This window comes from Endozoicomonas sp. 8E (assembly GCF_032883915.1).
Classification (GTDB): Bacteria; Pseudomonadota; Gammaproteobacteria; order Pseudomonadales; family Endozoicomonadaceae; genus Endozoicomonas_A.
The window spans coordinates 3,211,797-3,234,642 of sequence record NZ_CP120717.1; the positions used below are offsets into that span (position 1 = coordinate 3,211,797).

Here is a 22,846-nt window from a genome sequence, read left to right on the forward strand (position 1 = left end):
GGAGTCGAATGTCCGAAAAGATCACCGAGAAGCGTAAGCGAGCCGCAAAAGAAAAGCCGATGCTCAAAGCCATAACGGGCATTCGTGATGCGGACTCTGGCGCAGGGACTGAAGAAGCCAGTGCTCTGGTGCTGAGACTAAGAGAAGCGGGTATGTTATTCCTGCTGGTGCTGGCTGCTTTTACCGCATTGGCGCTGTTTTCTTACAGCCCTACTGATCCCGGCTGGAGCTACGTGGGCCATGAAGGAGAAGTGGCAAACAGCACAGGCAGAGCGGGAGCCTGGTTCAGTGATGTTCTGTTTTCCCTGTTTGGTGTATTTGCCTGGTGGATACCGGTTCTGCTGGTCATCAAAACGGTGCTGGTTTTTCAATATCGATACAGTGCCTGGCGCTGGCAACCCGGCTGGTTTGTTATGCGCTCACTGGGATTGCTGCTGGCTCTGGCTACAGGGGCAGCACTGGCTGCTATTCATCTGGAAAGAGTGGGCAGAGGCTTGCCTGCCCAGAGCGGTGGTATTATCGGTCGCATGATCATGGAGCAGTCACTGCCTGCTTTTAATCTGATCGGCAGCACATTGATTTTGCTGGCTATTTTTCTGGTGGGATTCACTTTATACACCCATCTGTCATGGTTTCAGGTTCTGGATGCAACCGGGCGGTTATCAAAGATAACTTTTGCCAGAATCGGCAAGGGTATTATCCGGTTGGTTGAAATCATCCAGGCTCGCATCGCTGATTGGAAAGAGCAGCGTGAAAGGGATCGTGAAGCCTTTCAAGCCGCTCAGCCTGAGCCTGTTGAGGAGCCTGTCGACTTTGCTCCAAGGCAGCGTCGGGAGGAGCCTGTAGTGGTTCTCCCGGCTCCTGAGCCCGAATCAAAAGCTACCAGACTCGGCAAAATTGCCGTGCCCGGGAAAAGCCCTTTTGCTGATATAGAAGACGCCATTGAAATACCGCCGGAAGGTGAACTACCCGGCGTGGGCTTGCTCGATAAAATCAACGATCATGGCAACGGTGTTAACCAGGAAGAGCTGGACATTGTCTCCCGACTGCTGGAAGCCAAGCTGGCAGACTTTGGTGTTAAAGCTGAAGTGGTCGCTGTGCATCCGGGTCCGGTGATTACCCGTTATGAGATTCAGCCTGCGCCTGGAGTCAAGGCCAGCAAGATTTCCAATCTGGCCAGGGATCTTGCCCGTTCTCTGGCCGTGGTCAGTGTCCGGGTGGTTGAAGTCATACCCGGCAAGTCAGTGATGGGCATCGAAATTCCCAACGACGACCGGGAAACGGTGTTCTTTGCAGAGTTGATTGCATCCAGAGCTTATGAAAAAGCCGCATCCCCACTCAGTCTGGCACTCGGACATGATATTGCCGGTCAGCCGGTGGTGGTGGACCTGGCAAAAATGCCTCACCTGCTGGTGGCAGGTACTACCGGTTCCGGTAAGTCGGTTGGCGTTAATGCCATGCTGCTCTCCATGCTCTTTAAGTCCGGGCCGGAAGACGTTCGTCTGATTATGATTGACCCGAAAATGCTGGAGCTGTCCATTTACGACGGCATTCCTCATTTGCTATCTCCCGTCGTGACGGACATGAAAGAAGCCGCCAACGCCCTGCGCTGGTGTGTGGCGGAAATGGAGCGTCGCTACAAGCTGATGGCGGCTCTGGGGGTAAGGAATATTGCTGGCTACAACAAAAAGGTCAAAGATGCGGAGGCTGCGGGTGAGCCTCTGCGTGATCCATTCCACGAAGCCATGACCCTCGGTGATCTGGCCCCTGAGCTTGAAACATTGCCTTTCATTGTCGTGGTGGTGGATGAGTTTGCCGACATGATGATGATTGTCGGTAAGAAAGTCGAAGAACTGATTGCCCGGATTGCCCAGAAAGCCCGTGCGGCGGGTATCCATTTGATACTGGCAACTCAGCGTCCTTCGGTGGATGTCATTACCGGCCTGATCAAGGCAAATGTTCCGACTCGCATCAGTTTCCAGGTGTCCAGTAAAATTGACTCCCGCACCATCATTGATCAGGGTGGGGCAGAACAATTGCTGGGTCATGGCGACATGCTCTACCTGCCACCAGGCACCAGTGTTCCTATTCGTGTTCACGGTGCTTTTGTCAGCGATGATGAAGTGCACCGGGTGGTAGCCGACTGGAAGAAACGGGGCAAGCCTGATTATGTGGAAGCCGTTCTCAGTGGTGCCGATACGGCTTCCGACGGCAGTGCTTTCAGTGGTGGACTGGATGAAGATTCAGAGCAGGATGCCCTGTATGATGAAGCGGTCGCTTTTGTGACTGAAAGCCGCAGAGCGTCAATTTCGTCAGTGCAGCGTAAATTAAAGATCGGTTATAACCGCGCTGCGCGTATCATAGAGACTATGGAAACGGCCGGTGTGGTGAGTCCGGCAGGTCATAATGGTAATCGTGAGGTGATCGCACCACCTCCCGTGAAGGGTTGAAGTTGAGTGTTTAATAAAATTTCCCAGGTGGTTGTAATGACCGCTGTTTTCAGTGTCTCAACGCAGGTCATGGCTGCCGCGCTGGAAAATGTTTCAGCCACCACCCTGAAGGTTCAACCTGTCAAGAAGCTGGATGTCAGCAAGGGTCTGAACGATGAGAAAGCCTCTCTGGCTCTTTCGGAAAAACTGCAGTCCCTGAAAAGTCTGACCGCTCATTTCCAACAGCAAGCGGTCTCTTCCGATGGTCGTACCAAGACAGAGTCCGGTGAGATGCAAATGAAACGCCCTGATCTTTTTCGTTGGCTAACCAGGGAGCCTTTTGAACAGGAGATCGTTGCCCATGGCAATAAAGTCTGGATGGTAGACCGTGAACTCCAGCAGGTGATTATCCAGAAGCAGGATGCCCGCACGGCCAATACGCCAGCAAAACTGCTGACAGGAAATGCCCGTGAGATGCTGAAACAGTACAACGTTTCTGTTTACAGCAAGGATCGCAATGAGAGATACACTCTGACACCCAAAGAGGACTCAGACCTGTTTGAGAAGCTGGATATTGATTTTCGCCATGGGATGTTAACCGCTATTGAGCTGTCTGATTCTCTGGGTGGCAAGCGCAGAATCCTGTTCTCAGGGGTTAAGGAAAACACTCAGTTGAATGACAGCCTGTTCGAGGTAAAACCTCCCAAAGGTTTTGATGTGATTGATGAGACCCGGGGTTAAGTGTGTATTCTGCCGGTTTGTTTGACGACGATTCATCCCGATATGAGCCCCTTGCCGCGCGCATGAGGCCCCGCAACCTGGATGAGTACTTGGGGCAGGAGCATGTTCTGGCCAGAGGCAAACCTCTGCGTGAAGCTTTGCAGCAGGGTGCCATTCACTCCATGATTTTCTGGGGGCCACCAGGAGTCGGGAAAACAACCCTGGCCCGGTTGGTTGCCGGTGTCTGTGATGCCCACTTTGAAACACTGTCTGCGGTGCTCTCTGGTGTCAAAGACATTCGGGCTGCGGTTGCCAGAGCCCGGGATGAGCAGATGACCCGTCAGCGAAAAACCATTTTGTTTGTGGATGAGGTGCATCGTTTTAACAAGTCCCAGCAGGACGCTTTTTTGCCCCATATTGAAGATGGCACTATCACATTTATCGGTGCTACTACCGAGAATCCTTCCTTTGAGTTGAACAACGCCTTGCTCTCCAGGGCCCGGGTTTATGTATTAAAACCGCTGACAGACGATGCGCTCAGAGAAGTGCTCCATCAGGCTCTGTCTGACGAACGGGGTTTTAAGGGCAGTCCTGTTTCACTGGAGCCTGAAGCTGAAGATATTCTGATTCGTTATGGCGATGGCGATGCCAGACGGGTTCTGAATACTCTGGAAGTAGCGGCAGATCTCAGTGAGGATGGCCGGATTAAAGCGGCAACGGTGACCGAGATTCTCGCCGACAGTGGCCGACGCTTCGATAAGGGCGGTGACGCATTTTACGATCAGATATCAGCCTTTCATAAATCCGTAAGAGGTTCTGATCCCGATGCCGCACTTTACTGGGCTGCCAGAATGGTGGATGGTGGCGCTGATCCACTCTATATCATTCGCAGACTGGTAGCGATTGCCAGTGAAGATATTGGCAATGCTGACCCAAGAGCGCTGGAGATGACCATGAATGCCTGGCAGGCTTATGAGCGGCTGGGCAGTCCGGAAGGGTTGCTGGCTCTGGCCCATGCCACGGTTTATTGTGCTTGTGCGCCCAAGAGTAACGCTGTCTATCTGGCCTGGAAGGCGGCGATGGCCGATGTCAAAGGAAACCCTTCCTTTGACGTTCCGAACCATCTCAGAAATGCTCCCACCCAGCTGATGGGATCCCTGGGCTACGGTTCTGAATACCGCTATGCCCATGACGAGCCCAACGCCTATGCAGCCGGTGAATGCTATTTTCCAGAGAATATGGAGGCCCGAAAGTACTACCAGCCCAATGATCGTGGGCTGGAAATCAAGATTCGGGAGAAGCTCGAGAAACTGGCGCAATGGGATCAGCAGAGTCCTGTTCGCCGACGCCAGGAAGACTGATCCATACTGGTTCTCGTGACAACTGAAAGATAGCCAGCATGGGTTCCGAAACCTCACACATGATGAAGGTATTCTGCAAGCGCAAAGTTTCCCCGGGTATTTAAAATGAAGTTCTGGATATTCCTGTCCAGCCTGCTGATGTCAGGCATAACCGTTGCCGGTGACTATCGCACCTGCTCAATCAGTCATGGTCAGATCAGCCAATGTGGTGGCAAGTATACCGGCGCAGCGGTGATTAAAAATAATGGCGCCTACCGTCAGTGTGAAATCACTCAGGGAAGGGTTTCTGGTTGTGACCGTAAATACAGCGGGTCGGCTGTTGTTCCGGATAAGGGCATTTACCGCCAATGTAAAATCACCACAGGGTCTGTTTCTTTCTGTAGTGTCAGGTTCAATGGGACGCTACCGGTATACAGAAGATAATACTCAAATCGCCTGAAAAACCATGATCGCCGCCGGATAGTCTGGCAGCTCTTTCACTATCTGGTGATCCAGCAGGTGCCACCGGGCCTGCTCACCGATTTCACAAAGCTGCGCAATACTCTCCGGGAAGTCGAACTGGCTGACGTGATCCAGAACAAGGTTCTGCCAGTCACCCTGAAGTTCCGAAATACTTTTGAAGTACTGGCCAACTTTTTCAATGTATTGATCCCGGCTCTGTTGATCAAGCCTGATGGCATCAATCATCACAAACAGGCTGTTGGGTTCTGCCTTGTTCCTGAGTTCCGAGAAAAGCGCCTGTTTTTCCGACAGGGAGCCATGATGAATGGCGAAACTGCTGAAGATCAGGTTATATGAGCCCTTAACTGGCAGGGGGTCGAAAATATTACTGAGAAAGAACTGTGAATCAACACCGGTTTTTTGCATGTTCTGTTTGGCCATGGCTAAAACAGATTCAGCAAGATCGACTGCCGTGTAAGAGGTTAGCGATAGCTCTCTGGTCATCTCTGCTGCCAGTGACGCATCGCCACAACCAAGATCGAGCAGATCTACTTTTTGATCGCCATAGTGCTGCATGAGTTTACTGGTAGCAAGACGCACCAGCTGCTGATGGCCCATAACATTGTTATCGACCAGCCAGCGGTAGCACTGCCACTGTTCATTGAAAATATCGACTTCTGAACGATGTTTCATCGGCTTACCGGGGTGTACTCTGATGATGGAATGAAAGACGGGACGCCCACTGTTATTGAAGCAGGTCAGAGATATCTGTCCAGTCGGCTGACTTGTTTGTCCCACTGCCAATGCCAGGGAGCTCGCGGAATCTGGAAAACATGGAATAAGGTGCTCTTCCGCTGCAAATCAGAGCATCAGGCGCTGGTCGAGATCAACCCTGAAGCTCATGGTCGTCGATGACATCGATCATATAGAGCACATAAGAACCGCGTTGGCGGTTCAAGCTGCAACAGTGAGTTTAACGCCCAGTGATTTCAGCAGGCGGTGAACCGTATCCCAACGGGGCTGCACCCTGCCATTGAAGGTTTTGTAAAGGCTCTCCCGGCTCAGCCCGGTTTGCCTGGCCAATTGAGCGACCCCCTTTTTCTTAACCACGTCACCCAGGGCCAGCACGAAAACAGCTGGGTCGTCGTCCAGATAAGCTTCAGCCAGAAAGTGTGCAATCTCGTCATCGGTTTCCAGCATTTCCACAGGGTTAAAAGGTTCAAGTTTCAGTGCCATCGTCATCCCTCATTTGTTCTATCAATGTGTGGGCTTTGAGAATATCCCGCTTTTGGCTGCTTTTTTGGCGAACCGTTCTGGCAGTTCAATTGAAGCAGGTCAGAGATATCTGTCCAGTCGGCTGACTTGTTTGTCCCACTGCCAATGCCGGGGAGCCCGTGTTATCTTGGCACAGATCAAACACTATTAGTCTGGTCACGCCTGACGTAGCAAAAGCTGCTGGGGCAGAACTGTGACCAGAAAACAAACAGGAATTATGATGCAAGCTACACACTGGATAGCCGTCGCTGCGGGTGGTGCACTGGGAGCCCTTCTCAGAGCATTTGTCTATGAGCTGTTTGTTCTGACCCGTAATCCTCATCTGCATCATTTTCCAACGCTGACGGTTAACCTGGTGGGATCAGTTATCATGGGGGTTTGCTGGTACCTGCTGACAGAAAAAGCCATGTTATCACCCACCTGGAAGGTCTTTGTGATGACCGGTTTTCTGGGCGCACTGACCACTTTCTCAACCTTCTCGCTGGATCTGATGAGATTGCTTCAATCCGATCAGCTTCTGACTGCCCTGGCCTATGGGTTTGGCAGTGTTCTTGTTTGCCTGCTGGGAACCTGGCTGGGTTATCAGGGGGTCCGCTGGGCGCTTTAGAACCTGGATACAGGCTCAACCGTTTATCGCTATTTCTGTACCTGCCATTAGATTGTCCTATGCTTCCGGGGTTTGTTAAGGAAAATATTCTTTAAAGAAAAGGAGGTATAGGATGTATCTTTTTCGAATAATTAGTTCCGTTTTTGTCAGTCTTGTGTTGGTTGCTTCCTGTTGGGGCAGTGTTGATTCACCTGAGCAGAAAGCGCTCAGGTACGCCCGGGAAAATCTCAACAGACTCTATTTTGACTACGTCTTTGCAGAAGAAAACGAGAAGCTGTTAAAAGCCATCATGGTTTCTGTAAGGCGACTCTATGACCACTATGAGCTGGATCATTGGCTGGAAGGCCACCCTGCAACAGGCAATCAGACCGAAGCCCGACAGCAGCTTCTCACCGGGCTGGTCCAGCAGGCAACCCGGCATACTATCGCAAAAATCAATGGTGACGAGGAGCTGGATGGCAGTGATCGTTCCATGTTTCATCTCCTGCAGGCAGTCAGCAATGCGCCATCCATGCGGGAATCCCCGGATGTTGCTCACTGGTTCCACACCCGGCCATTGCTGCTTCAGGGGGTTCTGGCGGAAGATCGCATGGATTCCATGGAAAGCCTGATTCAGGAGGCTGTGCAAAACAGTTTCAGAGAATTCCCGTCCAACCAGCTTTCCCGGGAGCAATTAGCTCAGCAAATCGGTTTTGTTCTCCTGGAAATGCAGGAGCGTTTTCTGCGTGGCAAGGTGCTTCGTTCTCTAAGCCACAAGGTAGATCGGCAAAAGCAGAACCCGAAGATTGCCAGAGACCCGGCATTTAGCATTTACCTGTCCCTGCTGACTAAAACCTTTAACAACCATCCCACCCTCTGGCATACAGACAGTAAACGTCGTGAGTATCAGGAAAATCTCTCCGCGCTGTTTATGAAAGCCACAGATCGTGAGGATTATGGTCATGAGTGGTACCAGCAGATCCGCAGGATTCTGGCTGTTGAAAAGATGGTGCCTGTTACACCACCACCGCCGCCGCCCGGTCAGAATCCGGGCAGCCATCACAATCGGCATGAAAGTAATGGGGATGCCTGGTATCAACCCACTGTGTTAAAAGCAGCGCTTGGGATGGGGGTTATGCTTGGCGTGTTGTCCTGCGCTGCGGTTTACATGGCGATCTTCGAATATGAAACAGAATCGGGTATCGACAAACCCGGGCGGAAAGGTCCGCAGGGAAGGAACTTGAGACCTACCAGTGCGGAAAGGAACCGGCTCAATTACATGCAGTCTCCGCAGCCAAGGCTATACAGCTATTCGTGGGAAGAAGGCTATATCTGGGCAGAAGAAGAGGAAAGACGCCTAAGACACCTAAGAAGTCAGCAGGAAGAAGCCTATATCTGGGCAGAAGAAGAGGAAAGACGCCTAAGACACCTAAGAAGTCAGCAGGAAGAAGCCTACAGACAAGACACTCATTTTTGGGAAGAAAGCAATATCTGGGCAGAAGAAGAGCAAAGACGCCTGAGAAGACAGGAGGAAGAGGCTAAAAGACAAGCCACTCAATCAACTCATCATCAAGACGGGTTAGGGGAGGCATTCGGCTCCATTTTCAGTCCTTCAGGCAGCGGTAATGGCGGCAGTGGTTATGACATCTTTGGTGGTTATGGCAGCTCTGGTGGTTATGGCAGCTTTGGTGGTTATGACAGCTTTGGTACACCCTCTACTGAACAAGTTCAAAGTCGGGATGCGGTCTGGGACTGAAGTCATGTATCTGTTTGATTCTACGTCTGTGTGCCCGGCATTGTTCCTGTCTGCCTGTCGGCAGCCTGTCTGGGTTATCAGGGTATCCGGCCACTCTTTAAACCGAACGCAGCCTGAGCCAATAATTTTTTCAGAACCTGCCAGACGCATGTCCTATGCTTTCTGAATTTGTCAGGGCGCAGGGGTGCCAGATGTTTTTTTTTTCGCGGTGTGTGGTCCGTGTTTTTCAGTCTGATGCTGGTAGCTTCCTGTTGGGGCAGTGTTGATTCACCCCAGGAGAAAGCTGCCAGGAATTTCCGGAACAATATCAACAGACTCTATTTCGATTACGTCTTTGCAGAAGAAAATGAGAGGCTGTTAAAAGCCATCATGGTATCAGTGCGGCGTATCTATGACCGCGATGAGTTGTATAAGAGGCTGGAAGGTCAGTCTGCACTTGGCCATCAGACAGAAGCCCGACAGCAGCTACTCACCCAACTGGTTCAACAGGCCACCCGCCATGCTATTGCGAAAATCAATGGTAACGATGACACGGATGACAGTTATCTTCCCATGTTTCATATTTTGCAGGCACTGAGCAATGCGCCATCCATGCAGGAATCCCTGGACGTTGCTCATTGGTTCCAGACCAGGCCGCTGATGCTTAAGGGGGTTCTGGCTGAAGATCGTATGGACTCCATGGAGAGCCTGATTCAGGAGGCTGTGCAGAACAGTTTCAAAGAATTCCCGTCTGACCCGCTGACCCGGGAACAGTTAGCCCTGCAACTCGGCTTTATTCTGGTTGAAATGCAGGAGCTGTTTCTCCGGGGTAAGGCGCTTCGTTTACTCAGTTACAAGGTAGACAAGCAAAAAAAGAACCCGCAGATTGCCAGAGACCCTGCATTTACAATTTACCTGACCCTGCTGACGGAAGCCTTTAACAAGCAACCCACCCTTTGGTATACCGACAGCAAACGTCGTGATTATCAGGAAGACCTCTCCGCCCTGTTTATGAAAGCCGCTGATCGAGAAGGTTATGGCAATGAATGGTACCAGCAGATTCGCAGGATTCTCGATGGTGAAAAGCCAGTGCCTGTCACCCGACCACCGCCCGCCCGGAAACCGCACAGGCATTACTACCGGGATGATGATGATGAGTGGGAAGGCTGGTTTGAACTCACTCCCTTTAGAGTGGTGCTTGGGATGAGTGTAATGTTTGGCGCATTTGTTACCACCATGGTCTGTCTGGGAATGTCTGAACATGAAGCTGAGCAGGGCAGGCAGGAGCGGCGGCAGGAGGAGGATCTGCAAAGGAAATTGGGCAAAACACTCAACAAACCCGGGCGGGAAGATCCGCAGGGAAGGGACTGGAAACCCAACGAAACTGACAGGAAGGAAGTCAAAGAAGCTACGGAAGGCTTTGAAGAAAAGATCATAAAAAATGTACTGATCCAGGCCGGGGTTCTGAATCCCCTTTTCTGTAACATGGATATAGCTGATATCTACATGCAGATATCGCTGACAGAGCTTTACAGCTATTTGAGAAAAGAACGCTATATCTGGACAGAAGAAGATGAAATTCGCCGACAAAGGGAGCAGGAAGAATATAAAGAACGCCACAGAAAAGAGCGGGAACAGGCTAATGAAAGAGCCTGGACGCCCTCATACACTGAAACAACCTCGCAACAAAACGGGTCGGAGTCTTCATCGAGCTTCACTTATAATTTTCTAAGCAGCGATGACGACAGTGGTTATGTCAGCTTTGGTACTGCCACTGCTACTGAGGTTCAGGGACGGGATGCGGACTGGAATTGAGGTCATTTATGTGCCTGATGACTCGTTCCCAGGCTCCAGAGGGTTTTGCGACACCCTCCTTCGAGGGTGTCGCAAAACTCCAACAACTCGTTCCCATGCTCTGAGGTCGTCATTCCCGCGAAGGCGGGAATCCAGCGCCAACGGTGGATCTCTGTCTTCTCGGGGATGACAAGGCCAGGGGGGCACCGGGCAGTATGGTTCTGGTGGTGAGTCAGTGTGGATTCCCGCCTTCGCGGGAATGACGAGAATGAAGCCGGGAATGACGGGAGTCAAGTCGTTCCCAGGCTCCAGAGGGTTTTGCGACACCCTCCTTCGAGGGTGTCGCAAAACTCCAACAACTCGTTCCCATGCTCTGAGGTCGTCATTCCCGCGAAGGCGGGAATCCAGCGCCAACGGTGGATCTCTGTCTTCTCGGGGATGACAAGGCCAGGGGGGCACCGGGCAGTATGGTTCTGGTGGTGAGTCAGTGTGGATTCCCGCCTTCGCGGGAATGACGAGAATGAAGCCGGGAATGACGGGAGTCAAGTCGTTCCCAGGCTCCAGAGGGTTTTGCGACACCCACCTTCGAGGGTGTCGCAAAACTCTGGTTCCCATGCTTTCAGGCCCTGTGGGTCCCAGCGTGGGAACGAGTTGTTGGAGTTTATTCTAGTGACTTTCTTCTCACCCACCAGTTGATTGTCCTATGCTTTTTGAATTTGTTAGGGAATAGGGTAGTAGATGCTTCTTTTTCGTAGTTTATAGTGGTGGAAATGCAGGAGCTTTTTCTCCGTGGTAAGGCGCTCCGTTCTCTTAGCCAGGGCACCCGTTTCGTTAAACAATTTCCACAATTAAATGTTCTGCCCTGAATTCATTGGTTTTTTCTCTGCAGCTGCCATTTCCTTGTCCTATGCTTCCTGAATTTGCCAAGGCACAGGGGTGTTGGATGCTTCTTTTTCGTGGTTCTTTGCTTTTGTTTCTCAGTCTGATAGCGGCGGCTTCCAGCTGGAGCAGTGTTGAGTCAATCGCACAGAAAGCCAAGAGGAATGCCGAGAAGAATCTCAACAATATCTATTTTAATTATGTCTTTGCCAAAGAAAATGAGAGGCTGTTAAAAGCCATGATGGTTTCTGTTCGGCGAATCTATGACCTTTATGAGCCGAATCAGTGGCCGCAAGACCTCTTGGCTCCAGACAATCAAAAAGAAGCTCGACAGCAGTTTCTTACCAGACTCGTTCAGAAGGCTGCCCGCCATACAATTGCGAAAGTTAACGATGAATTGGACAGTGACCCGGACCGTCCCATGTTTCATCTCCTGCAGGCATTCAACAGTGCTCCCGTCATGAAGGAGTCTCAGGATGTCGTTCACTGGTCTCAAACCTATCCGGTCATGCTTCAGGGGGTGTTGGCTGAAGATCGTCTGGACTCCATGGAGAGTCTGATTGAGGAGGCTGTGCAGAACAGCTTCAGAGAATTTCCCTCCAACCCGCTTTCCCCGGAGCAGTTAGCCCGGCAACTCGGTTTTATTCTGCTGGAAATGCAGGAGCTTTTTCTCCGTGGCAGGGCGCTTCGTTTGCTTAGCTTTAAGGTAGACAAGCAAAAACAGAACCCGCAGATTGCCAGAGACCCTGCATTTAACATATACCTGAACCTGCTGACTGAAGACTTTAATAATCATCCCACCCTCTGGCATATATACAGCAAACCTCGTGACTATCAGGAAAACCTCTCCGCCCTGTTCATGGAAGCCGCTGACCGTCAGGATTATGGTATTGAGTGGTATCAGCAGGTTCGCAGAATTCTGGATGGTGAAAAGCTGGTCAGTAAAAAGCAGGTCATTGAAAAGCCGATCAGGCAAAACCTCCAGGATGACAATAACTGGGAACGCTGGTTTAAAATTGGGGTGATCGCTTCGGCAAGCGTCATGGTCATCGGCATGCTGGCCTCTTTGGTGGTCGATCAATATCAAACGAAATGGCGAAGGTTGGAACGGCAGCAGGAGAAAAAGCTGCAAAAGAAGCTGGGCAGAGCACTCAACAAGCCCTGGCGGAAAGATCCGAAAGGAAGGGACTGGACACCTAGCAGAAGGGACAGGAAGCAGGTAAGAGATATCATCGAAGGCTTTGATCGAAAGATTTGGGAAAAAGTCATGATCAGAGCCGGGGTTCTGGATCCCCATTTCTGTGACATGGATCTGGATGATCTCTATATGCAGTGGTCGCTGACAGAGCTTTATGGCCATTTGAGACAAGAACAATATATCTGGACAAGAGAAGATACAATACGTCATGAACGTGAGCAGGAAGAAGCGGCTGAAAGGGCCAGAGCAGCCAGCTGCACCGCAACATCCCATCAACAAAACGAGTGGAATAACTCATTCTTATCCAATTCCGGCTTCAGTTGGGATTCTTCAGACGACGATGATGGTTTTGGCTTTTCCAGCTGGGATACACCGACCACTCTTTTTGTTCAGGGGCTGGAGGCTAGCTGGGATTGATTATCTAAAGCTTTGTCAGCTGATTCATTTCTGTAAACAATTTCCGCATTAAAGGTTCTGGCCATGAATTCATTGTTTTTATTCTGCAGCGGCCAGTTGCTTGTCCTATGCTTTCTTTATTTGCCAGGTGACAGGGAGGTCAGATGTTTTTTCTTCGTGGCTTATTGTTTGTCTTTCTCAGCTTGCTGCTGGTGGCTTCCTGTTGGGGCAGTGCTGAGTCACCGGAGCAGAAAGCCGCCAGGAATGTCCGGGATAATCTGAACAGTCTCTATTTTGATTACGTGTTTGCCGAAGAAAATGAGAAGCTGTTAAAAGCCATCATGGTTTCGGTTCGGCAAGTTTATGATAGCTATGAGCAGGATCAGGGGGCGCAAGACCGCTCTTTCCCGGGCAGTCAGACAGAAACCCGACAGCAGTTTCTGACCAGACTGGTCCAGCAGGCTGTCCGGCATACTATTTCGAAAGTCACCGGTAGCGATAGCCCGGACCACCCTATGTTTCATCTTCTGCTCAACAAGGCACCTGGCATGGAGGAATCCCCGGATGTTGCTCGTTGGTATCGAACGCGGCCTGTGTTGCTTCAGGGGGTTTCGGCTGAAGACCGAACGGACTCAATAGAGAGCCTGATTGAAGAGGCAGTGCAGAACAGTTTCAGAGAATTTCCGTCCAACCCGCTTTCTCAGGAAAAGCTATCCCGGCAGCTCGGTTTTATTCTGGTAGAAATGCAAGAGCTTTTTCTCCGTGGCAAGGCGCTTCGTCATCTTGGCTACAGGGTCGATGAGCAAAAACAAGACCCGGAGATTGCCAGAGACCCAGCCTTTGTTCTTTACGTTTCCTCTTTGACTGAACTGTTTAACAACCATCCCACCCTCTGGCATACAGACAGTGAACGCCGTCAGTATCAAAAAGATCTTTCCGCCCTGTTTATGGAAGCCGCGGGTCGTGAAGATTACGGCATTGAGTGGTACCAGCAGGTTCGCAGAGTTCTGGAGGGTAATAAGCCGGTCACGTATCACCCCGGAGTACAGGATGCAGCAAACGACGAAAGCCAAAGTAAAAAGCAGGTCACGTACCACCCCCGAAGTCCCTATGATCTCGAGTATCTCAATTATAAAGCACTGCTCCTTCCATGCGCCTTGTTCGGAGGGTTTTTAATTGGCGTGATGAGTGTTGTCATTGCGGATGGCCAGATGCTATCACAAAATGAGCAATGGGCATGGGAGAGTCAACAGGCGGGGGAGTTGCAAAGAAAGTTAGGCAAAGCACTGGACAAACCCTGGCGAGAAGATTGGGATGTAAGGGACTGGGAACCTGACAGCAGAGACAGGGAAAAGGTCAGAGAGATTATGAAAGGCTTTGATAGAAGAATTACGGAAAAGTTACTGATCAGGGCCGGGGCTCTGGATCCCTATTCCTGTAACATGGGTATGACTAATCTTCACATGCAGATATCGCTGTTAAAGCTATACGCTCATTTGTGGGAACACAATTATATCTTGACAAAAGAAGTCAAAAGACGCTGGGAGATGGAGCAGGAAGAGGCTGAAGAAGGGGTCCGAACAACCACCTGCACCGGAACTACCCATCGACGCAAAGAGCAGAGTAGTTCTTCAAGCCAGCAAAGAGAAAGGGGCTTTACCAGGTGGGGCACTCCAACTACCTCTGAGGTTAAATGTCGGAAGGCCGCCTGGAGCTGAATGTCACCTTTATAAAGACTCCCTGATAAACAATTTCCGCAATTAAGGGGCCTGCCCCTTGTGAATTGGCAGACTTTCCTTATTATTGATGTTTCACGGAGATCTGCTCAGGATCTCTGCACTCGTCCTGGTTCAGGACCCTCAGAATTGTTCAAGACATAAGGTTACGGAATTCACATGCTGGATCCCAAATACGTTCGCAGTCACCTCAATGAAGTGGCTGCCTTGCTTCGTAAAAAGCATTTCGAGCTGGATGTAGAGCGACTGATCGCTTTGGAAGAGCGTCGCAAGTCCCTGCAGATTCGCACCGAACAGCTTCAGAGCGAACGTAAATCCGGGTCGAAGGAGTTCGGCAAGATCAAATCCCGGGGCGGTGATATCTCCGAACTCAAGGCTCGTATGGACCAGCTCTCTGCGGAGGTGAAAGAGTCCGAGCATGAACTGTCAGCCCTGCAGGTAGAACTGAATGACTTGTTGCTGGAGGTTCCCAACCTGCCCCATGATTCAGTACCAGAAGGTGCTGATGAAGAAGACAATGTTGAAGTGCGCCGATGGGGGACCCCGGCTGATTTCCAGTTTGACATCAAGGATCACGTTGATCTGGGTGAACCCCTGGGTCTGGACTTTGAAACCGGCACTAAACTCTCTGGTGCACGTTTTACACTGATGCGTGGTGGCATTGCCCGACTGCACCGTGCCCTGGCCCAGTTTATGCTGGATGTTCAGGTCGAAGAACACGGTTATGAAGAGGTCAATACTCCGGCTCTGGTACATGATTCCGCTCTGCTGGGGACTGGCCAGCTGCCAAAGTTCAGTGAAGATCTCTTCAAGACCGAATGTGCTGAAGCCGAGAAGCCCTTTTACCTGATTCCAACGTCCGAAGTGACCTTGACCAATGTAGTGCGCGAAAGCATTCTGGATGAAGCGGAACTACCATTAAAACTCACGGCTCACTCCTGCTGTTTCCGCAGCGAAGCAGGCAGCCACGGTCGTGATACCCGGGGTCTGATTCGCCAGCATCAGTTTGAGAAAGTGGAAATGGTTCAGATAGTGCATCCGGAAAAGTCGTTCGAGGCGCTGGAAGACATGACCGGTCATGCCGAGGCCATTCTGCAGAAGCTGGACCTGCCTTATCGTGTGGTGGCGCTCTGTGGTGGTGATCTGGGCTTTGGTGCCACTAAAACTTATGATCTGGAAGTCTGGTTGCCGGGTCAGGGCAAGTACCGTGAGATTTCTTCTGTCAGTAACTGTCTGGATTTCCAGGCCCGCCGAATGCTGGCCCGTTTCCGTAATCCTGAAACCGGCAAGCCGGAACTGCTGCATACCCTCAATGGTTCGGGCCTTGCGGTGGGCAGAACGCTGGTGGCTGTTCTGGAAAATTATCAGAATGAAGACGGCTCCATTACCATCCCGGAAGTGCTTCAGCCCTACATGGGTGGTGTTACTGTGCTGGGCAGATAGTTCTGAAACAGATAGTTCTGAAACCAGGGCACCTTCAGGTGCTCTGGGTCACAGGCTCCGAGACCAGGTTCTTCAACCACCGTCGTGAGAATACCCTGAAAAGCACCATCATCGCCTTAAACAGCTCTTCAAACAGGCTGAATATAAACACCAGGTACAGCGGCAGTCCCCAGTGTGCTGCGAGCCAGGCCATGGGGATGCCAATCCCCCACATGGCAAAAGTGCAGATGATAGCGGTGGCTTTAACATCTCCGCCACTTCTCAGCAGGCCGATAATTCCCATCAGGTTGATAACCCGGATACACAGGCCAACACTGGCTACGATCATAGCCTGCTGAGCCATAGTCATGGTAGAGCCTTCAAAGTTTCCGAACAGGGTAACTACATCCGTCCGGAAAACGATCAGCAGAGTACCAATAAACAGCGCAATAAAGGGTGACATGATCAGCATTATCCAACCCTGTCGCCAGGCTTTATCAAAACGACGGGCTCCCAGTTCCTGACCCAGAATAATTGAGCCGCCCACACCGAATCCGATAAACAGTGAAATCAGGATGGCCTCGATAGAGGAGATCGCTGACATGATTGCAAGCTCGTTCACACCAATACTGGCATAGATGATACTGTATACAATCAGGCCAAAAGCCCAGGAACCATCCTGGAGCACAATGGGAACACTGACTTTAAAATAACGAGTCAGTTCTTTCTTTTTCAAGCCCAGCTCAAGATCCCATTTTTCGGGAATCAGGTGGCTTCTGAATTGTTTGATGTACCAGAGCAGAAGGACTGTCTGGAAGAGTCTGGACAGCGTTGTTCCCCAGGCCGATCCGGCAACGCCCATTTCCGGGAATCCAAAGTGCCCAAAAATCAGCACGTAATTCAGGAATACATTCACCAGAATGGCATAAAAGCCAATTCGTGTGGGTGTTCTGGCATCGCCAGATGCTCTCATCGCGGCTTCCAGAGGTACGACAATTGCCGTGCAGATAATGGAAGGGGCGGTAATCAAGAGGTATTCAATAGCCAGTCGGGTTAGCTCAGGGTCGCGGGTCGAAAGGCCAATCACGACATCAGGCAGCAACATGTAAAAGGCTACGAAAGGAATCGTGATGAGTACCGAAGTCAGCAGCGACTGCACCAGTGTTCTTCGCAAGCCCGCAGTATCCCCCGAGCCTATGAACTGTGAGGCCAGAATGCTCATACCACTACCCAGAGAAGCGGTCAGAATCAGGTTAAAGAAAAAGATTCGGTTTCCCAGACCCACCGCTGCAACGGCCGTCTCACCCAGCTGTCCGACCATCAGAATATCGATGAGTCCGAGCAGGGAAAACATCATGGATTGCAGGGAAACAGGCAGGGCGAGGCGCCAGAGTTTATGAAAAAATTCCCTGTCCGCACTAACACTGAGTGAAGCGGATGTATTCATGCAGTTCCTGATAAAAAGGGTATGAGACTGTTCGAGATTCAGTCTTGAGTTATTCGGCGTAGATTATATGAACTAAAGTGTTGCTCATCTGCTCGGAAATACCGAACTCTGAAGTGGGAAAGGTAAGCGTTGGGCTTTAAGGCCTTAAAGGATGGAATAAGGATCAAATTTATTCTTATCAAAAGGATAAGCATTCACTGTTATAATGCCGGACAACGAGAGGAATGGGTTCAGTCTCAGGTTAAGCCGCTGAAAAACCGTTTCCCGGATACAATAATGATAACTGTAAGAGAGTCGTCCGAGTGGATTATTTGCCATTATTCCTCGAAGTCCGTGATCGTCCCTGTCTGCTGGTTGGAGGGGGGGACATCGCGTTGCGTAAAGCAAGGCTTCTGTCTGATGCGGGTGCAGTGATTCAACTGGTAGCGCCCGAAATTCATCCGGACCTGATGACTTTGATCAATGCCGGAGACCATCACTTCCGGCAAAAAACCTTTGAGCCTTCTGACTTGACCGGCGTTTGTCTTGTGATTGCGGCCACCGACGATCCTGAAGTGAACTCGGAAGTGGCCCGGCAGGCAAAGCTGCAAAATCTGTTTGTCAATGTCGTCGATGACGCTCAATCCGGTAATGCCGTAATGCCTTCTATTGTGGATCGCTCACCGGTTATGGTGGCTTTCTCAACGGGAGGAAAAGCACCTGTTTTAGCGCGAATGCTGCGACAACAGTTGGAATCCATCTTGCCCGCTGGCTATGGCCGTCTGGCCGAAATGGCGGGGCAGTTTCGTGCAGAAGTGTCCCGGAAATTCAGCCATATCAATGATCGCAGATATTTCTGGGAGCGTGTGTTAACCGGGAGTGTTGCGGAAAAAGCCATTTCCGGCGATGTTGAAGCAGCCCAACGTTTAATGGCAGAAGAGCTGGCCAGCTCCGAACCGGTGACGACCGGCGAAGTCTATCTGGTTGGTGGTGGGCCAGGCGACCCGGACTTGCTGACATTCAAAGCACTGAGGTTGATGCAGCAGGCTGATGTTGTGTTGCATGACCGGCTGGTTTCAGAACAGGTGTTGTCACTCTGTCGTCGGGATGCGGATTACATTTACGTAGGCAAGAAGCGCGACCGACACACCCGCCCCCAGGAAGAAATTAATCAGCTACTGTTGGATCTGGCAAAAGAAGGTAAGCGGGTGTTGCGTCTGAAAGGAGGAGATCCATTTATTTTTGGTCGGGGAGGTGAAGAGATTGACACTCTGGCTGAAGAGAATATTCCTTTTCAGGTGGTGCCGGGTGTTACGGCGGCATCCGGCTGTGCCAGTTATGCCGGCATTCCCCTGACCCACAGGGATCATGCCCAGTCTGTAAGGTTTGTAACGGGTCATCTTAAAGACGACAGCTATAACCTGAACTGGCACGAAATGGTTGACACTTCCCAGACTCTGGTATTCTACATGGGGCTGATGGGACTGCCACGAATCTGTGAAGAGTTACACAAGCATGGGCGCAGTTTAGACACGCCCATAGCCTTGATTGAGAAGGGAACCACCCAGAAACAAAGGGTATTTACCGGAACTCTGGAGACGATCTGCAGTATTGTTGAAGCGAATGCTGTAAAGGCACCCACTCTGATAATTGTTGGTGATGTGGTGCAGCTCCACGACAAGCTTAATTGGTTTAATCCTGAAGCTAACTAGCAGCCTGTCGGACTTAAGCGTCCGTAGCGAGGATTGCAAGAAACAGGGATTTTTAGACCAATTTATTGCAACCGCACGACTGCATGGATGCAGGAGCTAGAGCAACGCAGGAGCAGTTGCCGTGTAGGACAGTCTTAAGTCCGACAGGCTGCTAGCCTTGCTTTTTGATGAGATCCCTGAAAGAAATAACTTCAAACAATAGGCCCCTCATCAAAGGGGTTCCCGCGCTCTGCGCGGGAATGCATCAGGTTACAAAGTTGTCAATATGGCCAGGGTGGTCATGATACCCAAGGCAGTCGTCAACGCAGCTTTACCCGCTGATGAAGTGGGTAAGACTGTCCTGTTTGTACTTGATGAAGTGGGTACGTCTGTCATGTTTGTACTCGATGAAGTGTGGAGTGCGGTCATAACAGTGCTGGATGAGTTGGAGGCCCCTGCCGAACTCACATTGAAGGCATTGAAGAAGGCTCCGAAACTTGCCACGGAGTCACGGGGCGGACTGACTGGCTGGCAGACTTCTGAAACAAAGAAGAGCTGATCTTTCAAGTTGACCAGCCCGGCGCAGGCATTGGCGGTAGAACCACTTATGGCGTTCCAGATATTCATGGTTGTTTGAGTGGGAATTGGCCAGACACTGGGTGAACTCACAACTTTTTCGCAAAGTTTTTGTTTTGCTGCATCACCCAGTGTGATGTGAAATATTTTAAGGCCGAACCTTTCCAGAGGTTGCCACCATGGCTTGACTGCCTGAAGGTGGTTACAAACCATGCTCATACCGAGCCGTCCACTTATGGTCAGAGCAGTCTGTGTTGTTTTGATCTGATTTCCAATCAGGTAAAAAACAGGATATCTTGTTTCGTTATCTGCGGTTCCAACAAGAACAAACCCGCCTTTGCGAAGAGGGTCGAGACGTGTGATACCGTCATTGGAAATGTCAACAGTGTTTTTGAAGACATCCATGGTGATTTTAGGACCCAGTCTGAACTCTGCCGCCTCTGCCATATCGCCCTGGAATGTGTTCCCGATAACGGCCAATAGCCTCGACTGGTTTCTAATCGCAGGAAGATTGATTAATATTCCCTGATCAGGAATAAGATTGGAAAGAATGCGGTTGTGAAGCCTGGTGTATTTTCTCCCAATGACTGTGTTATTGGCAAACTGCAGGCCTGGGCCTCGGTACCAATAAGTGGCGGATAAATTCAAAGGTATCTTGCAATCAAGATTAACTGCGGCCCGAACAGGAAGATGGAATACGTTTTCTTCTAATATCAGTCTTCGGTTATAACACTCTGCAAAAACAATGGAGTCAATTAAAGGGAGGTTATTCTCTCGGCTTGGCTTGAAAGTGACGTGTCGTATATTACTCTCTCTTCTTTCCCCGAACAGGAAGTTATCAGGGGCTCCAATCCTAACCATATTACTGCCTGTAAATCCTGGCCGATCCCTGATAACGATTTCAAAATCGATATTGGCAGCCCCAAGAATGTCCTGACCGTCTTTCAATCGAATTTCACCGTCTATAAAGTATTCAACGGGAGTTTTACCAGGCACAGACGTCGTTGACGGAGAAGGCATTGCTGTGGTGCTATTTGACTGAACTACCGAGGAAGAGGTCATATTCATCGAAGAGCTGGAAGTAACATTGGCAGGGGCAGTGGTTGTAGCAGAAGCAGAAGTAGTCGCAGAAGTAGAAGCAGAAGCAGAAGCAGAAGCAGAAGCAGGGGTAAGCGCGGTTTCGGAGGAGAGCAAAATAACAGTGTTCTCAGGAATCCGTTCGATCAACTTATTTAAATTCTCTGTCGGGTTGGCTTTGAGAACAATGCACTGTCGATTGTAAACAAGGTTGCTATAAAGGTTCAGTTGTGCATCAACCCCCATCGTCTGTGGTGAAAGCTGTTCGCACAGTTCAGTCTGAAGGGGGGGAGCAGAAGCGGTTACAATTGGAGATTGAGTTGTGTTTTGTGCCTGCAGAATCAGAGCCTGTAACAGGAGTACAGGAGCGATTAAGCAGGCAAGATAATACTGTAGCTTGGTCATGTTAAGGTCTCCCGATAAACCTAGATAGGAAGCCTAGACTCTGCATTTATACTTATCCATTAATATGATTAAGATGTTTCAGGAAAATAGTTGGACTTTTCTTTCTACTCTCTCTTCAGTGCTCTTTCCCGGACTGCCAGCACTGACTCCAGAGCCATTTTATATCACTCGTTTTGCTCTTGAAGGGAATGTTTATCTCCCGAGATAATGTCTGGAGTCCCACGCAGGGACTTACAGGACCTGAAAGCACAGGAATCATGATAAACGCAGCTTACGCTTATAGATTCAACATTACAGCCAGAGTTGTTATAAAAGTTGTTATGACACCCAAAGCAGTCGTCGTGGCGGTTAAACCGGCAGTTGAAGTGGTCACAACATCAGAGTCGTCTAAACCCGCTGATGTGGTGTTAACAACAGCAGGGGCAGCGACTGTAGGGCAGTTTGCTGCATTATCAAAGTAGAGCTGACCCTGGATATTGGTCAGCCCGGATAGAACAGAAGCTCTGGAATAATTGATGGGAGTCCAGGTATTCATGATCTGGTTGAGTGTCGGTCTTCTGGTCGTCATGCCGGCGGTTGAACTCACGGATCTTTGGCACTCAGTTCCCAGCCGTAAGGAGTTAACTGCTATCACTGCATAATATTCGCTGTATTGGTTCCACAGAGCCGTTCCCAGAAAGTCGTTACAGGCCAGGGCCAGTTCAATGCTGAAAGAGATGTTTATATCTTTCGTTGTGACGTAGATATAATTACCAGCCAGTTTATAGCGAGGAACTTTACCGCCAAACCGATCACCTATAAGAGCGAATCCCCCTCGTCGGTCTGGAATTCCTGATGCAATTTCGTCACGCGTCACGCCTTCAGTATCAATGGTAACCGTGTTTCTGAAGATATCAATACTGCTTTCGGACGCAAGGTGAATCTCAGCCAATTGTGAGGTTTTGCCCCGGACTATGTTCTCAATTATTTTGAGCTTGTTTGACTGTCTAGTGATGTAGCCAAAATTAATGATTATTGCTGCCAAGGGAATCATGCTGTGCTGTGTTGTGCGGATGGTTTCACCTATTACCACGTTGTTGGCGAAACGCAAGCCTGGACCCGTTTGCAAATTATTGGCGGATGCATCCAGAGGTGTAGCGCATCTCATGTCGACTGCGGCCAAGGTAGGGAGATATAAAACGTTGTTTTCTATAGCCAGTGTCCGGTTATAACAGTTTGTGTAAAAAATATTGTAGATTGGTCTATCAGGATCAGTTCCGGTTGGCCGGAAAGTTATGTGTTTTATATGATTGTCTATTGCTTCGCTGAAATTGAATCCGCCATTGTATTCAACTCCAACCTCGATCATGTTTCTGTCTGAAAAACCTGGGTGAAGCTTGATAACAATTTCATAACCGTCATCAGCAGCCCCGATGATGTCCTGACCGTTCTTCAAAGTTATTGCATTGGCGATAAGATATTCAACAGTGGGCTTACCTGTCACGGGGGCAACGGTTGGAGAAGTTGTTTTGGAGGAAAGCAAGATAACAGTGTTATCAGGAATCTGTTTTATCAACTCACTTAAATCATCTGCAGGGTCGGCACTGAGAACAACGCACCGTCGTCTGCTAACAAGACCACTGTACTGTTTAAGCCGTTGTTCAACTCCCGTCGTTTGACCTCTGAGAGAGCTGCATAATTCCGGTAGGAGAGCTGCAGT

At 50.2% G+C, this 22,846-nt stretch carries 17 protein-coding genes; 11 read left to right on the plus strand and 6 right to left on the minus strand.

Annotated features, from left to right (window positions below):
- Positions 1-8: 8 nt before the first annotated feature.
- From P6910_RS10455 to P6910_RS10470, 4 genes are all read left to right on the plus strand, one after another.
- Positions 9-2,450 carry a DNA translocase FtsK gene (locus P6910_RS10455; RefSeq protein ID WP_317146200.1) on the plus strand — a complete coding sequence of 814 codons (2,442 nt, stop codon included), beginning with the start codon at positions 9-11 and terminating at the stop codon, positions 2,448-2,450.
- Between the two features lie 36 nt (positions 2,451-2,486).
- Positions 2,487-3,170, plus strand: coding sequence for an outer membrane lipoprotein chaperone LolA (gene lolA / locus P6910_RS10460; RefSeq protein ID WP_317146201.1), 684 nt, complete (start codon positions 2,487-2,489; stop codon positions 3,168-3,170).
- A gap of 62 nt (positions 3,171-3,232) precedes the next feature.
- Positions 3,233-4,510 (plus strand): replication-associated recombination protein A, encoded by a 1,278-nt coding sequence (locus tag P6910_RS10465; protein ID WP_317146532.1) that lies wholly within the window; start codon positions 3,233-3,235, stop codon positions 4,508-4,510.
- 105 nt (positions 4,511-4,615) lie between these two features.
- Positions 4,616-4,933 (plus strand): hypothetical protein, encoded by a 318-nt coding sequence (locus P6910_RS10470; RefSeq protein ID WP_317146202.1) that lies wholly within the window; start codon positions 4,616-4,618, stop codon positions 4,931-4,933.
- A 3-nt stretch (positions 4,934-4,936) separates the two neighbouring features.
- On the opposite strand, the gene P6910_RS10475 is transcribed toward P6910_RS10470, so the two are convergent.
- Together P6910_RS10475 and P6910_RS10480 are read right to left on the minus strand one after the other, a co-directional pair.
- A complete protein-coding gene (locus P6910_RS10475; RefSeq protein ID WP_317146203.1) occupies positions 4,937-5,644 on the minus strand; it encodes a class I SAM-dependent methyltransferase in 708 nt (235 codons plus the stop codon).
- A 261-nt stretch (positions 5,645-5,905) separates the two neighbouring features.
- Positions 5,906-6,187, minus strand: coding sequence for an addiction module antidote protein (locus P6910_RS10480; protein ID WP_317146204.1), 282 nt, complete (start codon positions 6,185-6,187; stop codon positions 5,906-5,908).
- Positions 6,188-6,443: 256 nt separating this feature from the next.
- On the opposite strand from P6910_RS10480, the gene crcB reads away from it, so the two are divergent.
- The 3 genes from crcB (at position 6,444) to P6910_RS10495 (ending at position 10,362) form a co-directional block, all read left to right on the plus strand.
- A complete protein-coding gene (gene crcB / locus P6910_RS10485) occupies positions 6,444-6,833 on the plus strand; it encodes a fluoride efflux transporter CrcB (protein WP_317146205.1) in 390 nt (129 codons plus the stop codon).
- Positions 6,834-6,945: 112 nt separating this feature from the next.
- Positions 6,946-8,568, plus strand: coding sequence for a hypothetical protein (locus P6910_RS10490; protein ID WP_317146206.1), 1,623 nt, complete (start codon positions 6,946-6,948; stop codon positions 8,566-8,568).
- Between the two features lie 219 nt (positions 8,569-8,787).
- Positions 8,788-10,362: a hypothetical protein gene (locus P6910_RS10495; protein WP_317146207.1), complete on the plus strand. Its 1,575-nt coding sequence runs from the start codon at positions 8,788-8,790 to the stop codon at positions 10,360-10,362.
- Between the two features lie 6 nt (positions 10,363-10,368).
- On the opposite strand, the gene P6910_RS10500 is transcribed toward P6910_RS10495, so the two are convergent.
- A complete protein-coding gene (locus tag P6910_RS10500; RefSeq protein WP_317146208.1) occupies positions 10,369-10,920 on the minus strand; it encodes a hypothetical protein in 552 nt (183 codons plus the stop codon).
- Positions 10,921-11,284: 364 nt separating this feature from the next.
- On the opposite strand from P6910_RS10500, the gene P6910_RS10505 reads away from it, so the two are divergent.
- The 3 genes from P6910_RS10505 (at position 11,285) to serS (ending at position 15,993) form a co-directional block, all read left to right on the plus strand.
- Positions 11,285-12,835 (plus strand): hypothetical protein, encoded by a 1,551-nt coding sequence (locus P6910_RS10505; RefSeq protein WP_317146209.1) that lies wholly within the window; start codon positions 11,285-11,287, stop codon positions 12,833-12,835.
- A 143-nt stretch (positions 12,836-12,978) separates the two neighbouring features.
- The gene (locus P6910_RS10510) at positions 12,979-14,532 is read left to right on the plus strand and encodes a hypothetical protein (protein WP_317146210.1); all 1,554 of its coding nucleotides are present in this window, start codon (positions 12,979-12,981) and stop codon (positions 14,530-14,532) included.
- A gap of 177 nt (positions 14,533-14,709) precedes the next feature.
- Positions 14,710-15,993 (plus strand): serine--tRNA ligase, encoded by a 1,284-nt coding sequence (serS, locus tag P6910_RS10515; RefSeq protein ID WP_317146211.1) that lies wholly within the window; start codon positions 14,710-14,712, stop codon positions 15,991-15,993.
- A gap of 34 nt (positions 15,994-16,027) precedes the next feature.
- Here serS and P6910_RS10520 read toward each other — a convergent pair whose 3' ends face one another.
- Positions 16,028-17,419: an MATE family efflux transporter gene (locus P6910_RS10520; RefSeq protein ID WP_317146212.1), complete on the minus strand. Its 1,392-nt coding sequence runs from the start codon at positions 17,417-17,419 to the stop codon at positions 16,028-16,030.
- A gap of 302 nt (positions 17,420-17,721) precedes the next feature.
- Here P6910_RS10520 and cysG point away from each other — a divergent pair, with 302 nt between their 5' ends.
- Positions 17,722-19,110: a siroheme synthase CysG gene (gene cysG / locus P6910_RS10525; protein WP_317146213.1), complete on the plus strand. Its 1,389-nt coding sequence runs from the start codon at positions 17,722-17,724 to the stop codon at positions 19,108-19,110.
- Between the two features lie 249 nt (positions 19,111-19,359).
- Here the strand turns inward: cysG and P6910_RS10530 are convergent, their stop codons facing one another.
- Together P6910_RS10530 and P6910_RS10535 are read right to left on the minus strand one after the other, a co-directional pair.
- Positions 19,360-21,147: a hypothetical protein gene (locus P6910_RS10530; protein ID WP_317146214.1), complete on the minus strand. Its 1,788-nt coding sequence runs from the start codon at positions 21,145-21,147 to the stop codon at positions 19,360-19,362.
- Positions 21,148-21,424: 277 nt separating this feature from the next.
- Positions 21,425-22,702, minus strand: a complete 1,278-nt coding sequence (locus P6910_RS10535; RefSeq protein WP_317146215.1) for a hypothetical protein — start codon at positions 22,700-22,702, stop codon at positions 21,425-21,427.
- Between the last annotated feature and the right edge of the window lie 144 nt (positions 22,703-22,846).